Origin of the sequence: Kitasatospora sp. NPDC057692 (assembly GCF_042799475.1) — a bacterium.
In the GTDB taxonomy this organism is placed as follows: domain Bacteria; phylum Actinomycetota; class Actinomycetes; order Streptomycetales; family Streptomycetaceae; genus Kitasatospora.
On record NZ_JBHVIV010000013.1, the window covers coordinates 132,262 to 147,288 of the forward strand.

The 15,027-nt window shown below is 73.1% G+C and carries 15 protein-coding genes; 6 read left to right on the top strand and 9 right to left on the bottom strand.

Features of this window, described 5'->3' with window-relative positions:
- Positions 1–17: 17 nt before the first annotated feature.
- Entirely contained in the window at positions 18–935 is a 918-nt protein-coding gene (locus tag ACFVFS_RS11145; protein WP_380622573.1) for a hypothetical protein, read from the bottom strand.
- Between the two features lie 514 nt (positions 936–1,449).
- On the opposite strand from ACFVFS_RS11145, the gene ACFVFS_RS11150 reads away from it, so the two are divergent.
- Positions 1,450–1,713, top strand: coding sequence for a DUF397 domain-containing protein (locus ACFVFS_RS11150; protein WP_380622575.1), 264 nt, complete (start codon positions 1,450–1,452; stop codon positions 1,711–1,713).
- A 373-nt stretch (positions 1,714–2,086) separates the two neighbouring features.
- Here the strand turns inward: ACFVFS_RS11150 and ACFVFS_RS11155 are convergent, their stop codons facing one another.
- A complete protein-coding gene (locus ACFVFS_RS11155; protein ID WP_380622577.1) occupies positions 2,087–2,614 on the bottom strand; it encodes an ATP-binding protein in 528 nt (175 codons plus the stop codon).
- 417 nt (positions 2,615–3,031) lie between these two features.
- Here ACFVFS_RS11155 and ACFVFS_RS11160 point away from each other — a divergent pair, with 417 nt between their 5' ends.
- Positions 3,032–3,898 carry a helix-turn-helix transcriptional regulator gene (locus tag ACFVFS_RS11160; protein ID WP_350542546.1) on the top strand — a complete coding sequence of 289 codons (867 nt, stop codon included), beginning with the start codon at positions 3,032–3,034 and terminating at the stop codon, positions 3,896–3,898.
- A 65-nt stretch (positions 3,899–3,963) separates the two neighbouring features.
- Here ACFVFS_RS11160 and ACFVFS_RS11165 read toward each other — a convergent pair whose 3' ends face one another.
- Positions 3,964–4,569, bottom strand: a complete 606-nt coding sequence (locus ACFVFS_RS11165; protein WP_380622579.1) for a TetR/AcrR family transcriptional regulator — start codon at positions 4,567–4,569, stop codon at positions 3,964–3,966.
- A 264-nt stretch (positions 4,570–4,833) separates the two neighbouring features.
- Positions 4,834–6,357: an MFS transporter gene (locus ACFVFS_RS11170; RefSeq protein WP_380622581.1), complete on the bottom strand. Its 1,524-nt coding sequence runs from the start codon at positions 6,355–6,357 to the stop codon at positions 4,834–4,836.
- 88 nt (positions 6,358–6,445) lie between these two features.
- Between ACFVFS_RS11170 and ACFVFS_RS11175 the strand changes: the two genes are divergently transcribed.
- The gene (locus tag ACFVFS_RS11175; protein WP_380622583.1) at positions 6,446–6,877 is read left to right on the top strand and encodes a MarR family winged helix-turn-helix transcriptional regulator; all 432 of its coding nucleotides are present in this window, start codon (positions 6,446–6,448) and stop codon (positions 6,875–6,877) included.
- 53 nt (positions 6,878–6,930) lie between these two features.
- Here ACFVFS_RS11175 and ACFVFS_RS11180 read toward each other — a convergent pair whose 3' ends face one another.
- The 5 genes from ACFVFS_RS11180 to ACFVFS_RS11200 form a co-directional block, all read right to left on the bottom strand.
- Positions 6,931–7,893: a M56 family metallopeptidase gene (locus ACFVFS_RS11180; protein ID WP_380622585.1), complete on the bottom strand. Its 963-nt coding sequence runs from the start codon at positions 7,891–7,893 to the stop codon at positions 6,931–6,933.
- A gap of 175 nt (positions 7,894–8,068) precedes the next feature.
- Positions 8,069–8,650, bottom strand: coding sequence for a DUF5134 domain-containing protein (locus ACFVFS_RS11185; protein ID WP_380622587.1), 582 nt, complete (start codon positions 8,648–8,650; stop codon positions 8,069–8,071).
- A gap of 178 nt (positions 8,651–8,828) precedes the next feature.
- Positions 8,829–9,605, bottom strand: coding sequence for an amino acid ABC transporter ATP-binding protein (locus tag ACFVFS_RS11190; RefSeq protein WP_380622589.1), 777 nt, complete (start codon positions 9,603–9,605; stop codon positions 8,829–8,831).
- Positions 9,602–10,501 (bottom strand): amino acid ABC transporter permease, encoded by a 900-nt coding sequence (locus tag ACFVFS_RS11195; protein WP_380622591.1) that lies wholly within the window; start codon positions 10,499–10,501, stop codon positions 9,602–9,604. The genes ACFVFS_RS11190 and ACFVFS_RS11195 overlap by 4 nt, the downstream gene beginning before the upstream one ends.
- Positions 10,498–11,373 (bottom strand): ABC transporter substrate-binding protein, encoded by an 876-nt coding sequence (locus ACFVFS_RS11200; protein WP_380622593.1) that lies wholly within the window; start codon positions 11,371–11,373, stop codon positions 10,498–10,500. The genes ACFVFS_RS11195 and ACFVFS_RS11200 overlap by 4 nt, the downstream gene beginning before the upstream one ends.
- 263 nt (positions 11,374–11,636) lie before the next feature.
- On the opposite strand from ACFVFS_RS11200, the gene ACFVFS_RS11205 reads away from it, so the two are divergent.
- The 3 genes from ACFVFS_RS11205 to ACFVFS_RS11215 are packed head-to-tail and all read left to right on the top strand — an operon-like array spanning position 11,637 to position 14,883.
- Entirely contained in the window at positions 11,637–13,037 is a 1,401-nt protein-coding gene (locus ACFVFS_RS11205; protein WP_380622595.1) for a DUF6421 family protein, read from the top strand.
- Complete coding sequence (locus ACFVFS_RS11210; RefSeq protein WP_376098493.1) at positions 13,034–13,792, top strand: SDR family NAD(P)-dependent oxidoreductase; 759 nt, start codon at positions 13,034–13,036, stop codon at positions 13,790–13,792. The genes ACFVFS_RS11205 and ACFVFS_RS11210 overlap by 4 nt, the downstream gene beginning before the upstream one ends.
- Positions 13,789–14,883 carry a threonine aldolase family protein gene (locus ACFVFS_RS11215; RefSeq protein WP_380622617.1) on the top strand — a complete coding sequence of 365 codons (1,095 nt, stop codon included), beginning with the start codon at positions 13,789–13,791 and terminating at the stop codon, positions 14,881–14,883. The genes ACFVFS_RS11210 and ACFVFS_RS11215 overlap by 4 nt, the downstream gene beginning before the upstream one ends.
- The last annotated feature ends 144 nt before the right edge of the window (positions 14,884–15,027 follow it).

Genomic DNA, 15,027 nt, shown 5'->3' on the forward strand with positions numbered 1-15,027 from the left:
ACTCAGGTCCTGAGGTCCTACTGCGCGGCGTGCCGGCCGGCGGCGCGCGGGCCGTCCTGCTCCTCGGCGCCGGCCTCGTCGGCCGCGGCCTCGGGGCCGACGGCCGGCAGCGCGGCCAGGTAGGTGGAGGCGACCAGCTGGCCCACCGCCTGGTAGGCGCCCAGCGGCGCGGCCGACGGGCAGCCGGACTCCTCGGCGGCCGCGGCGAGCAGCTCGGCGTCCGCCTCAGGGCCGATCACCAGCGGGGCGAGCGCCGGGTTCTGGGCGCCCATCTCCTTGAGGTGGGCGACGGCGTCGGCGACCGAGCCGGGCACGTCCAGCGCGGCGGCGACGACCGGCACGGCGAGCCGGGCGGCCAGCAGCATGCCGGTGATGCCGGCGGCGTCGGCCGAGGCCTGCCCGCCGACGGTGGTGAGCACCACGCCGTCGGCGGCGGTCGCGATGGCGAACAGCCGGGCCCGGTCGGCGCGGGCCAGCCCGGCCTCGGAGAGACGGACGTGGACGCCCTCGGCGAGCAGCGGGTGCGGGCCCAGCGCGTCGGTGACGGGGGCGCCGTACTGGGCGGCGAGCGCGTGCAGTCCGGGGAGGAAGTCGTGCGGGCCGGGTACCAGCGGCACCACGACCGGCACCGGCAGGCCGGCCTCGGCCGCCTCGGCCAGCAGCTCGGCGACGGTGCGCTCGCCGTTCGCCTCGCCGTCGCCGGAGGGCAGGTAGCCGGCGGCGGTGCGCACACCGTTCTGCTCGCTGCGGACGATGGACAGCAGCTCCTCGACGACGGGCCGGGATTCCGGTCCGGCGGCCGCGGGGACGGCGAGCAGCAGGGCCGGGGAACCGGCCGGGATCTCGGGGCGCTCGGGACGGCGGTGGCGCCCCCGCGCACGGGAGCCTGGAGTGCGGACGGGCAGTGGCGCGCCCGGGATGGCTGCGGTGCTCATGGCGGAGATCGTAGGACATCGGCCCGCCCGGTCCGCAGTCGGCTACCGAACCGGGCGGGACGGCCGCCGCGAAAAGCGGACATAACCGGCCCCGGGTCGGCAGTTCTCCCGGTACCCGCTCAGATGCGCCGGAACGGGAACCGCGTTGCCGCCTCCGTGCGTGAGATGTCTCACAGCGCGCGGGCGGCCTGACGGAGGGTCACGAAAGGGCGACTCCCGGCGTCCGAAGATCAACAATCGGCGGGTGGTCGCCTACGGGCGGTCATCGGCGGTCGGTCGATTCCATCTCTTATGTCCGTTTACGTACCGTCAGGCGGGTGCCTCGTGATGAGTTCCGGTTCGGTGTCGAAAAGGCCGTGCACCTGCAACGTCCCGTGCTGATGCACGTGCACTGGAGCTATCATCACGTCAAGTGAGGCGGTGTGCCGGGCCGGTACGGGGCCGGTCCGTCCGTTCGGCTGGGGCCGGGGCGCCGAGCTGAACGACCCACTCCGGAGCTCTTCGGGAGATTTCTATGCACGACACGCACGACACGTACAACGCGTACGACACGTACAACGGGATGGCCGCTACCGACCTTGAGGGCGTGGTCTGGCAGAAGAGCCTGCACAGCAACTCCCAGGGCAACTGCGTCGAGTTCGCCGCCCTTCCGGGCGGCGAGGTGGCGATGCGCAACTCGCGCTTCCCGGACGGTCCGGCCCTCATCTACACCCGGGCCGAGATCGCCGCACTGCTCCTGGGGGCGAAGGACGGGGAGTTCGACCACCTGGCGGTCTGACCGGCCGCCGGCTTCACCATCGGGGGGCCGTCGTGGGTGCTGACACCACGACGGCCTTTGTCTTTGTCCGGATACCCGCCCGGGGCCTCGCCGTCCGGGTTCCCCGGGTCCGCGGGCGCCGCCCGGGCCCCCGCTCCTGAACGCGCCGGGAACGCCGCGGCTCCCGCTCCGCCGCCGTGCCGAGCCGCCGCACGCGGATCGGAGGGGCGCCACCGCCGGGGGCTGCCGGTGCCCGCTGCCCGAGGGCCGCCGGTCGCCGTGCCGGGGTGTCGTTCGCCGTGCTGTGGTGGTTCCTCGGGAGCGCGCCGTCGGACGTGTGCCGTCGGTGCGTCACCGCCCGTGCGTCGCTCGCCGTCCGCCGTCCGCCGACCGGTCAGGCCGAGCGCCGGTGCCGTCCGCCGAACTCGGCCACCGGGGCCGGAGCCGTCCGCTGCGCCTCCTCCGCCTCGAACAGCGCCCAGACGACCTTGCCGCCGCCCAGCGGGTGCCAGCCCCAGGAACGGCTGAACGAGTCGACCAGGTGCAGGCCCCGGCCGGACTCCGCCACGAAGTCCGCCTCCCGGGCCACCGGGCCGATGTTGCTGGGGTCGCTCACCGCGCAGACCACTTGGGGCGCGCGGTGCACGAGGCTTATTCGGATCGGCAGCCGGCTCTCCATCGTCGGTTGCATGGGAAAGTCGTAGTCGTCCGCCGCGGTGGGACACGCGCCGATCGCGTGCCGCAGCGCGTTGGTCACCAGCTCCGAGGCCACCAGCGCGACATCGTCGAAGAGCTCGCCCAGCCCCCACCGCTGCAGGGCGGTCCTGGCGAAGTCGCGCGCGGTTCTGACAGCCTCATAGCGGGGAGCGAGCGTACAGGTGACCACATGGGGGTCGACTGCCAAAGCCGTTCCGGTGCTCATGAAGAGCTCCTCCCATAAGGGGGCGGACACGGCTGGACCCGCCGGGGTCATGCCGGTCACCTCCGACTCGCTCGGCCGCGCGGCCGCCCCTCGACCCGACGGCGCGCGCGCACGAGGGCCCGGAGGCGCGGGGGCGCTGCCGGGCCGGTGCACGGAATCGCGCGTGGGGTCGACGCGGAGCCCGCGGGATTGCCAGGGATGTGCAGGTGCACGTGCACCATCGTGCTCTGCGCTCACTGCAGATGCAAGAGTCGATTCACGTGCAGTCGTTCAAATGGCATATGCAAGCGCCGGATGCACGTGCATCCTGGTGTGTGGAGTGCAGAACTGATAGGAACATCCGTCAGTATCGGCACCGTGAGCGCTCAACTGATGGCAGACTGTGCGCTGTTTGCCCTAGGTGGAGGTTAGGACCGCATGACCACAGTTCAGCCGGGCGGCGGCTCGATGGTCCGCCGGATCCTCCTCGGCTCCCAGCTGCGCCGGCTCCGCGAGACGCGCGGCATCACCCGCGAGGATGCGGGCTACGCGATTCGCGCCTCCGAGTCCAAGATCAGCCGCATGGAACTCGGCCGCGTCAGCTTCAAGGAACGTGATGTCGCCGACCTGCTCAGCCTCTACGGCGTGGACGACGGCCTCGAACGCGAGGCACTGCTCGGCCTGGTCCGCGAGGCGAACAAGTCGGGCTGGTGGCACAGCTTCAACGACGTCCTGCCGGGCTGGTTCCAGACCTATGTCGGCCTGGAGGAGGCCGCTGCCCTGATCCGTACCTACGAGGTCCAGTTCGTCCCCGGCCTGCTCCAGTCCGAGGAGTACGCACGGGCGGTTTTCGGCCAGAGTCGGCCGGTGATCAGCGAGGAGGAGGTGGAGCGCCGGGTCAGCCTGCGCATGCGCCGCCAGAAGCTGCTCACCGAGGGCAACAGCCCGCGGCTCTGGGCGGTCATCGACGAGGCCGCGCTGCGCCGGCCGGTCGGCGGGCCCAAGGTGATGCGCGGCCAGGTCCAGTACCTGATCGACGCTGCCGAGCAGGCCAACGTGGTCATCCAGGTCATGCCGTTCCGCTTCGGCGCGCACGCGGGTGAGTCCGGTGCGTTCACCATCCTGCGGTTCCCCGAGCAGGACCTCGCCGACGTGGTCTACCTGGAGCAGCTGACCAGCGCGCTGTACCTGGACAAGCGCGACGACGTCGACGCCTACATCCAGGTCATGGAGCGGCTCTGCGTGGACAGCCTCACGCCCGAGCGGACCATCGACCTGCTGGCCTCGATCCTGAAGGAGCGCTGAGCGGGAGCCGGGAGGCCGCCGGGAGACCGGAGCACGACGCAGGAGCGGCCGCCGGCCGCCGCGGGTCAGCCGCGGGCCGGCGGCCGCTCCCGCTCCGGCGGGAGGGGCTGCGGCGGGCGGCCCAGCCGCCAGGGCAGGTCGTAGCGACGGAACAGGTCGGCGCGGATCGGGGCCAGCGGAAGCTCCGCCCCGGGCAGCAGCACGCCTATGCAGCCGCCCATCAGCGCGCTGCGCAGCACCGCGTGCTCGGCCGCCGGGTCGGGCGCGCCCCAGTCGCGCAGCAGCTCCTGGATGATGGCGCCGAGCTGCTGCTGCTCCGGGTCCTGGACGAACGCGCCGGCGTCCGGGTCGAGGATCAGCGCGAGGTGCGAGCGCATCACCCGCGGGTGGTCCATGGCCAGGCCGAGCACCGCGTCGATGGCCCGGGCCAGCCGGGCCTCCGGGCCCGCGTCGGGGGCCAGCTCGTCGAGTGCGGCGGAGAGCGACTGGTGCATCATCCGGTGGGTCGCGGACTGCATCAGCAGCCGCTTGCCGTCGAAGTAGTAGGACAGCAGCCCGCGGGCGAGTCCGGCCCGCTCGGCGATGTCGGTCAGCGTGGTACCGGCGTATCCGCGAAGGTCGACCAGTTCGACGGTGGCCCTCATGATGCGTCGCCGGGAGCGCTGCCGCATCTCCTCATTGACCGAATCCCCGCGAGGTGCCATCGTGTCTGCTCCGTACGTTCGTTGGCTGGCGGCCAATATACTGGCCGGGCCGGCGACCGAACCGCGGCGGCCGGCCCTTGGCCGGGTGGCCCTGTCCGGTCCGTACGGAGGCGCCGGCCCTACCAACACGGGGGTTTGGTAGAGCCGGCGCCCGGTCCGTCGACGAGGGTCGGACTCCGGCGCCGGGCCCCTTCGGCCGAGGGGCGCCCGCCGTCGTCCGGCGTTCGTGGATCAGTTCTTGCTGAGGACCTCGTCGCGCCGCTCAGCCAGGTCTTCCCGGCTTACTGACGGATAATCATAATCCGGAACGCGCACCGGAGTTGCCTTCTTCCGCCGATCGAGCACGGCACCGGCCACGGCGATCACCAGGCCGACCAGCGCGACCCCGGTGACGAAGAGCAGCGCGGGCCGGTAGCCGTCCAGCTGGGCCTGCGCGGTGGTGCCGCCGTCGGCGCCGGCGGTGATGATCGCGGTGGCGCCGGCCAGGACGACCGCGGTGCCCACCTGGACCGCGGTGTTCACCAGCCCGGAGGCGAGCCCCTGCTCGTCGTCGGCCACCCCGTCGGTGGCGGCGATGTTCACCGAGGGGAAGACCAGCGCGAAGCCGACGCCGAGCAGGATGATCGACGGCAGCACCAGTGCCGGGTAGGAGCCGTGCTCGTCCAGCCGCATGAACAGGGCGAACGCGCCGGCCAGGCCAAGCAGGCCGATCGGCATCAGCCGGCCGGTGCCGAAGCGGTCCACCACCGGGCCCATGAACGGCGCCGAGAGGGCGACCATCGCACCGGTCGGGAGCAGCGCGAGCGCCATCGTCAGGGCCGACCAGCCGAGCAGGTTCTGGAGGTAGAGCGTGACCACGAACTGGAAGCCGCCGTACGAGCCGGCCATCGCGAAGGCGATCACATTGGCCCGGGCGACCGCGCCGTTGCGGAAGATGCCGAGCCGCACCAGCGGGTGCGCGGTGCGGCTCTCGACGACGAGGAAGGTCGCGACGAGCAGCACCACGGCGGCGAGCGAGCCCAGGGTGCGCGCGCTGAGCCAGCCCGCGCCCTGCGCCTCGGTGGCGGTGAAGACCAGCAGCAGGACGGCGGTGGTGCCGGTGACGGCGCCGAGCACGTCGTAGCGGCCGTGCGGCTTCTCCTCGACCGGGCGGGGGAGCAGCCGGACGGCGAAGGCCAGCGCGATCAGCGCGATCGGGACCGGCATCAGGAAGGTCCAGCGCCAGCCGACCGAGGTGAGCAGCCCGCTGAGCACCAGGCCGAGCGAGAAGCCGCTGGCGCCGCAGGTGGCGTAGATCGACAGCGCCCGGTTGCGGGCCGGGCCCTCGGGGAACGTCGTGGTGATGATCGACAGGCCGGCCGGAGCGGTGAAGGCGGCCGCGACGCCCTTGAGGAAGCGGGTGGCGATCAGCAGGCCGCCGTCGTCGACCAGGCCGCCGAGCAGGGAGGCGGCGGCGAAGACGGCGAGTGCGGCGAGGAAGACCCGGCGCCGGCCGAGCAGGTCGGCGGTGCGGCCGCCGAGCAGCAGCAGGCCGCCGTAGCCGAGCACGTAGCCGGAGACCACCCACTGCAGGGTGGAGGTGGAGAGGTGCAGTTCGGAGCCGATGGAGGGCAGGGCGATGCCGACCATCGAGACGTCCAGGGCGTCCAGGAAGAGTGCGGCGCAGAGCACGATCAGAGTGCCCCAGAGGCGGGGTGTCCAGTGGCCCCCGGCAGCTGACGGTGCGTCGGGTGTCGTGGCGGTCGCTGTGGTCATGGCGCAAGACACTACATGCACGTGCATTCAATGCAAGTGAATAAGATGTTAACGCATAAGTTGCTGCCGCCTGTGATACTGTGGCGCGGTGGCTGAACTCGACTCCCCGGCGGAGGCAGGTCTGGTCGCCCAGTGGCGCGACCTGCTGGCCCGCCATGCCCAGACCTCCTGCCTGCTCGACCGCGAGCTGGGGGAGAAACACGGCCTGGGCATGAGCGAGTTCGAGGTGCTGGAACGCCTCGTCGAGGGCTGTGACGGCACCGGCGGCGGACTGCGGGTCCAGGAGCTCGCCCCCACCGTGCACCTCAGCCAGAGCGCGCTGTCCCGGCTGATCGGCCGGTTGGAGAAGGCCGGGCTGGTCACCCGCGCGATGTGCGCCGAGGACCGGCGCGGCATCAAGGTCGCGCTGACCGACGAGGGCCACCGCCGCTACGTCGAGGCGCGCCCGCTGCACCGCGAGGTGCTCTCGCTCACCCTGGCCGAGGACCCGGCGGGCGTCTGCGGACCGATTCCGGACTGACCCCGCGCCAGCATGCGGGCCGCCGCCGGCGCGGGTCGGTCGGTGCGCGCCGGTCAGCGCAGGGCGAGCAGGCCCGGCGCCGCGGCCAGGACGACGACCGCGGCGGGCGCCGCCAGGGCGGCCAGGGTCAGCCGCAGCCGGTTCGGCACGGACAGCCGCGGCCGCCCCGCCAGCAGCCGGTCCACCCGCCTCGGGGACTGCGCCAGCCCCGGCGGGCAGGAGCCGAAGACCCCGCGCCCCAGATTGATCTCGGCCAGCGCCAGGGCCGTGGTGTGCCGCCCGTGCCGGCGCGCCGCCCGGTCGTCCGCCGCCAGCTCCACCAGCTCGCCCACCTGGTCCCGGAAGGCGCTGAACACCCCGACCCCGGGGAACCCGGAGGCGAGCGCCTGGGCGCCCTGCGCCAGCCAGTGGTGCCGGGCCCGGACGTGCCCGCGCTCGTGGCTGAGAACCGCCGCCAGCTCCCGGTCGGTCAGCTGACGCATCGCCCCGGTGGTCACCACCAGCCGGGAGTCGCTCCCGGGCAGCGACCAGGCCTCCGGGCGGACGTTCTCCAGCACCACCAGCCGCTCCCGGCGCGGCCGGGCGCCCTGACCCGAGGGCGGCTCGATCGACTCCGGCAACGGAGGTGACAGCTTTGCCAGTTGGGCGTGCCGCCGGGCGCGCAGCGCCTTCGCCGTCCGGACCTCGCGGGTCAGCGCGACCAGGGTCTGCAGGCCGCCCGCCGCCAGGACCGCCGCGCAGAGCCGGCCCCAGCCCTCCGCGTTGTGCAGCCCGTACGCGGCCTCGACGCCGTTCGGCGCGCAGGAGAACAGCACCCCGCGCAGGGCGGGCAGAGCGGCCATCGCGGCGAGCACCAGGCTCAGCGCGCAGCACAGCAGCACGGCCACCACCAGGCACTGCCAGACCAGCAGCGCCAGCACCGGTTCGCGCTCCACCCAGCGCGCCCGGGTCAGCAGCCGGGGAGCGGCGGTGGCGAGCAGCAGTCCGAGCAGCAGCAGGCCGAGCAGGGCCGTCATGGCATGGGCTCCCCGAGGACGCACGGAGCGCGACAGTGCGCTTCCCGCCAACTTATGCGCTGCCGGGGCGGGGCGGTACGACTTTCGGCCACCCGTGACCAACGCCACGACCGTGTTCCGGCGTGGCGGGTTCGCGGTGGCCCCGCGCGGCGGCCGGGCGGCGGTCGCGGCGCGGCTACATGGTCAGGAGCATGGCGAACATGCCGATCACCACCGACAGCCGGCAGGCCCGGGGCAGTCCGGCCGCGGCCGCCGGCACCGTGCCGCCGGACCCGCTCAGCAGCCGGCTGCCGGACCACAGCGCGTACCCGCCGAAATAGGCCAGCAGCGCGCCGGTCAGCGCCGGCGAGCCCGCCGCCGCGTGGTGCCCGGCGTGGCCGGGCCCGGCCGCCATCGCCAGCGCCATGTAGGTCATCGCCAGTGCGCCGACCGCGTGGTGCAGCCGGTGCGCGCGCCGGGCCGGGCGGCGGACGGCCGCGAGCAGCAGGAGTACGGCGGGCGGGCCGTACACCCAGGCCCACACCTCGCCGGGCACGGCCGTCCCGGTCACCGCCATGGCCGCCATCCCGCAGCCCATCAGTCCCTCGGCGAGGTCCGACTCGTGGGCGCCCAGCCGCCGCGGCCCGGCGTCCGGCGCGGGGCCGGCCGCCCCCTCGGCCGGTGCGCACGGGGCGCGGCGCAGCCGGGAGAGGCAGTAGCCCCCGGAGGCCGCGGTGAGGGCGGCGAGCAACCAGCTGACCAGGTTCGGACCGTGCAACGGCGGCCTCCCGGGCGGCGCGGACGGGCGTCCCGTCCACGGTCGCCGCTCGCCGGGGCCCGCAGCAGGGCGCGTACGGGGGCGCATGGTGGTGACGGGCGCGGTGCGGCCGGCCGTCAGCGCCCGTCGTCCGCCGGGCCGGTCGTCGTCGGCCGTTCGGCCGCCGGGCCGGCCGCCGCTACGGGGCGAGCCGGCCGGAGGCGATCACCCGGCTGAGGAACCGCCGGGTCCGCTCCTGCCGAGGGTCCCCGAACAGCTGCTCAGGCGGCCCCTGTTCGAGCACCACCCCGCCGTCCAGGAAGCACACCTGGTCGGCGACCTCGCGCGCGAACCCCATCTCGTGCGTGGCGAGCAGCATCGTCATCCCCTGCTCCTTGAGGTCCCGCACCACCGCCAGCACCTCGCCGACCAGTTCCGGGTCCAGTGCGGCGGTGATCTCGTCGAGCAGCAGCAGCCGGGGCCCGGTGGCCAGCGCCCGCACGATGGCCACCCGCTGCTGCTGCCCGCCGGAGAGCCGGTCCGGGTACTCCCCGGCCTTCGCGGCCAGTCCCAGACGGTCCAGCAGTTCCAGCGCCCGCTCCCGCGCCTCGCCGCGCGCCACGCCGTGCACCCGGCGCGGGGCGAGCGTCACGTTCTCCAGCACCGTCAGATGCGGGAACAGGTTGTAGGACTGGAACACCACGCCGATCCGCCGCCGGACGGCGTCCTCGTCCACCCGCGGGTCGGTGATCTCGGCGCCGTCCAGGAAGACCGCCCCGTCGTCGATCCGCTCCAGCAGGTTGACGCACCGCAGCAGGGTCGACTTGCCGGAGCCGGACGCCCCGATCAGCGCCGTCACCGAGTGCTCGGGGACGGCGAGGTCCACCTCGCGGAGCACCGGCGGACCGGCTCCGAAGCCCTTGCGCACGGCCTCCAGCCGCAGGACCGGCCCGGGGCCGGCGGGATCGGCCGTCACGGCACCCCTCCTTGGTCTCGGCGGCGGTTCATCCGGGTGGTCAGCCAGCCGGTGAACCGCGTCAGCGGGATGGTCAGCGCGACGAAGACGAGCGCCGCCACCAGGTACGGCGTGGAGTTGAACGAACGGCCGTTGATGATCTTCGCCGCGTACACCGCGTCGATCACCCCGCCGATCGACACCAGACCGGTGTCCTTCTGCAGGCTGACCAGGTTGTTGAGCAGCGGCGGCACCACCCGGCGCACCGCCTGAGGCAGCACCACGAACCGCATCGCCTGGGCGTGCGACAGGCCCAGCGAGCGGGCGGCGGCCAGCTGCCCCGGGTGCACCGACTCGATCCCGGCCCGGAACACCTCGGAGACGTACGCCGTGTAGGTCAGCACCAGCGCCGCGCCGCCCAGCCAGAGCGGGTCGGTGGTCACCCCGGTCAGCCGCAGCGCCGGGACGCCGGTGATCATCACCAGCAGGCAGATGATCATCGGCAGGCCGAGGAAGAAGTCCACGTAGGCGGTGGCCAGCAGCCGCACCGGCAGGAAGACCGGCCCGCGCAGCGTGCGCAGGGCCGCGAGCAGCAGGCCGAGCACCAGGATCAGCACCCCGCAGACGGCCATCAGCTCCAGGTTGATCCGCAGCCCCTTGAGCACCTCGGGCAGCGCCTGCCGGGCGTACTCGGCGCTGAGGAACGACCGCCGCACGGCCGGCCAGCCCGGTGAGCCGACCACCAGCGCCACCACCGCACCGGCCGTCACCAGGGTCGAGGCGGTGGCGACCAGCGCCGAACGGCGGGCGCGCCGGCGGCGGTAGGCCTCGTGGGCCAGCCGCCGCGCCGAGGGCCGGTACCCGGCCGGGCCGGCCGCCTCCTCGGCGAGCGACGGGCCCGCCTCCCCGGTGCTCACGGGAGGACGGGGGCGGCGACGGCGTCGGAGAGCCACTCCTTCTCCAGCGCCGCCAGCGTGCCGTCCGCCCGCAGCGCGTCCACCGCGGCCGAGACGCAGCCGGTCAGCCGCGATCCCTTGTCCAGCACCAGCCCGAACTGCTCGCCCCCGCCCGCCCCGGCCAGCTGGCCGACCACCTGGGCCTCCGTCACCTCCGCGCCGGTGATGTAGAAGGCCGTCGGCAGGTCCACCACCAGCGCCTCGACCTGGCCGTTGCGCAGCGCGGCCTTCGCGAGGTCGTTGGAGTCGAAGACGGCGGGCTGCGCCGTCGGCCGGATGGTGCCGGTGATCGCCTCCAGGCTGGTGGTGCCGACCTGGGCGCCGAGCTTGACCCCCTTGAGGTCGGCCAGGCTGTGCGCCGAGGCGGCCTTGGAGCTCTTCAGCGCGATCACCGCCTGCCGGACGTCGTAGTAGCCGGAGGAGAAGTCCACCGCCTGGCGGCGTTCGGGGCTGATCGACACCTGGTTGACGTCGAAGTCGAACTCCTTGGGGCCGGGCGCGGTCGCCTTGCCGAACGGGGTGACCACCCAGGACACCTTCTCCTTCGGGTACCCCAGCTTCGCCGCGACCGCGTACGCCACCGCCGACTCGAAGCCCTTGCCATTCTCCGGCCGGTCGTCCGAGAACCACGGCTCGTAGGCGGGCTTGTCCGTGCCGACGGCCAGCGTCCCCGCCGTCCGGGTGGGCAGCGCGCCGGGCGCGCAGTCGGCGGCGCCGTTCGGGGCCGACGCGGCCGGGCCGGCGGCGGGCTCCTCGGCGGCGCAGCCGGTGACCGCGGCCAGCACGGTCGCGGCGAGCAGGACGGCGACGGCGGAGGTGCGGGGGAGGGGCATGGCGGTGCTCCTGGGCGCGGGGGGTCGGACCGGTCGGGTGGGAAACCTCCCCCGGTGGCGGGTCCCGGACACGCGCGGCATCGTCGCCTTGGGAGGCTTCGCCCCGCGCTGTCCGGAAGATCCCGCCGACTGTTCACACGCCCGCCACACGCGCCCGGGACGCCGCTCACCGAAGATCCGCCGCCAGGACCCCCCTTGAACAGAAGAACCTTTCGTACTTATGGTGGTCTCGTTGAAAACCCTCCTGTCGAAGTGAGTCCCCGATGCAGAATCTTTCGCCAAGGCTCGCTGTGGCGGCCGACGCCCCGGCCCAGAACCTCGCCGAGCACCCGGCCTGGCTGCGTCTGAAGGACGCCGTCGAGTCCCTGCGCCCCCTGCAGTCCAAGGACGGCTCCATCGACCTGTCCGTCGTGCAGCGCCACACCGTCGACCCGCTGGTCGCGACCGTGCGCACCGCGGTCGCGGAGCTGGCCCCGCACTTCCCGCACGACGCCGTCTACCTGGCCGCCGTCGACGCCGACCTGGCCAAGTGGGCCGACACCGGCTACCGGGAGCCCGACTTCCTGGACTCGCTGCTCGCCTTCCAGCCCGCCGACCAGCGCGAGGACGGCCTGCAGCACCTGGTCGTCTTCCCGATGTACACCCAGAACGGCAACCCGGACCGCAACCTCGAGGCCGTCCTGCTGAACGTCGTGTGGCCCGAGTGGCTGGCCGAGCTGGAGCGCACCCGCTTCGACAACCCGATGTTCGTGCCGATCACCTTCAACGACTTCACGGCCGGCTACGACACCAACTCCGCCGTCCTCTTCCCCGAGACCGTGGCCGTGCGCAAGGCGCCGGAACGTTTCACCTGGGGCGGTATCTTCTGCGACCGCGAGGCCGCCCGCTTCCGCGTCGTCTCCACCAACGCCGTCGAGCTGCTCGGCCTGGACATCCCCGCCGACGCCGCGAGCCTGCTGGAGGACCAGGAGCGCTCGCAGCAGACCTTCGTGCTCTGGGACCTCATCCACGACCGGACCCACAGCCACGGCGACCTGCCGTTCGACCCCTTCATGATCAAGCAGCGCAGCCCGTTCTGGATGTACGGCCTGGAGGAGCTCCGCTGCGACCTCACCACCTTCAAGGAGGCGGTGAAGCTGGAGACCGAGGGCAACGAGCACGCCCGCGACGTCCAGTACGCGATCCTCTTCGACCGCCTCTTCCGCTTCCCGGTCAGCGGCGACCGCGTACGCAACTACGACGGCATGGGCGGCCAGCTGCTCTTCGCCTACCTGCACAAGAACGACGCGCTGCGCTGGCGCGACAACCGCCTGAGCATCGACTGGGACCGCGCCCCGCAGGTCACCAACGAGCTCTGCGCCGAGATCGAGACCCTCTACCGCGACGGCATCGACCGCCCCAAGCCGGCCCACTGGATCGCCGCCTACGAGCTGGTCTCCCGCTACCTCACCCCGCACCCGGCCTCCACCTGGGCGAAGGGCACCGAGGCGCTGCCGTTCGACCTCACCGACGGCAAGGCGCTCAACAAGGCGCTGTGCGACGCTGTGCTCCCCGACGAGTTCCCGCTGAGCATGTTCTACGAGGCCCTCTCGAAGAAGCTCGGCGGCGTCATCGCCTCGACCGCCGGCATCACCGGTGCCGGCCTGCAGGGAGCTGCCGCGTGACCACCGCACCCAAGGGCCCGCTGACCGGCAAGGTCATCGCCGTCGCCGGAGCCAGCGGCCCGGCCGGCCAGGCCGTGCTGCGCCGCCTCGCCGCCGACGGCGCCACCGTCATCGGCGCCGACATCGACGCCCGGCGCCTGGAGTCCGCGCTCGACTCCGTGCGCGTCGCCGTGCGCGGCGCCCGGATCAGCGGCCAGGTCATCGACCTCCTCGACCCGCAGGAGGTCCACGACTGGGCCGACCACCTGGAGGCCGAGCACGGCCACGTCGACGGCGTGTTCCACCTCGTCGGCGGCTGGCGCGGCAGCAAGACCTTCTTCGACAGCCGGCTCGACGACTGGGACTTCCTGCACGACACGGTCGTGCGCACCCTCCAGCACACCTCGCTGGCGTTCCAGCCCGCCCTGGTCCGCAGCGAGTCCGGCCGGTACGCGATGATCTCCGCCGCCGCCGCGCACAAGCCCACCGCGGGCGGCGCCGCCTACGCCGCCGCCAAGGCCGCCACCGAGGCCTGGACGCTCGCCATGGCGGACTCCTTCCGCAAGGAGACCACCGCCGAGGACGGCAAGCCCACCGCCGCGGCTGCCATCCTGGTGATCAAGGCGCTGGTCAGTCCCGAGATGCGGGCCGAGAAGCCGGACGCCAAGTTCGCCGGTTTCACCGACACCGCCGACCTCGCCGCACACCTGGCGGGCCTCTGGGACCGCCCCGCAGAAGAACTGAACGGACAGCACCTGTGGCTGACAGCCCAATGACCGACATCTCCGCGACCGACCCCTCCGGCCGCACGGACGCGGTACGGCGGCACGACCCCGCCGTCCGCGGCTTCGCCAGCGACAACTACGCCGGCGTGCACCCCGAGATCCTCACCGCGATAGCCCTCGCCAACGGCGGCCACCAGGTCGCCTACGGCGAGGACGACTACACCGCGCACCTGCAGGACGTCTTCCGCCGCCACTTCGGCGACCAGGCGGAGGCCCACCCCGTCTTCAACGGCACCGGCGCCAACGTCGTCGCCCTGCAGGCCCTGCTCCCGCGCTGGGGCGCGGTGATCGCGGCCGAGTCCGCCCACATCAACGTGGACGAGGGCGGCGCGCCGGAGAAGATGGGCGGCATCAAGCTGCTCACCGTCCCCACCCCGGACGGCAAGCTCACCCCCGAGCTCATCGACCAGCAGGCGTGGGGCTACGGCGACGAGCACCGCGCGCAGCCGCTCGCGGTCTCGATCACCCAGAGCACCGAGCTCGGCACCCTCTACACGGTGGAGGAGATCCGGGCGATCGTCGACCACGCGCACCAGCTCGGCATGCTGGTCCACGTGGACGGCTCGCGCCTGGCCAACGCGGCCGCCTCGCTCGGGGTCCCGCTGCGCGCCTTCACCACGGACGTGGGCGTCGACGTGCTGTCCTTCGGCGGTACGAAGAACGGCCTGCTGTTCGGCGAGTGCGTGGTCGTGCTCAACCCCGAGAAGGTCCGGAACATCAAGTTCCTGCGCAAGACCTCGATGCAGCTCGCGTCGAAGATGCGCTTCGTCTCGGTCCAGTTCGAGGCGCTGCTCTCGGGCGACCTCTACCTCCGCAACGCCGGCCACGCCAACGCCATGGCCGCCCGCCTGGAAGCGGCCGTCCGCGGGATCGACGGCGTGACCGTCGTCCGCCCGGTCCAGGCGAACGCGGTGTTCGCGATCCTCCCGCGCGAGGTGAGCGAGCGGCTGCAGAAGCGCTACCGCTTCTACTTCTGGAACGAGCACACCGGCGAGGTCCGCTGGATGTGTTCCTTCGACACCACGGAGGCGGACATCGACGCCTTCGCGGCGGCCATCGCCGAGGAGATGGGCCGCGCCTGAGCGAGGCCCTGAACCGCAGATCGTCCCGTCCTGCGCCAGCAGGGCGGGACGATTTGCATGTGGCGGGCCCGTCCCCGTACAGTTCCGGAGTCGCCGCGAGAGAGCGGGGACAAGCGGAAAGCGAAGTCCGATGAATGAAACTCC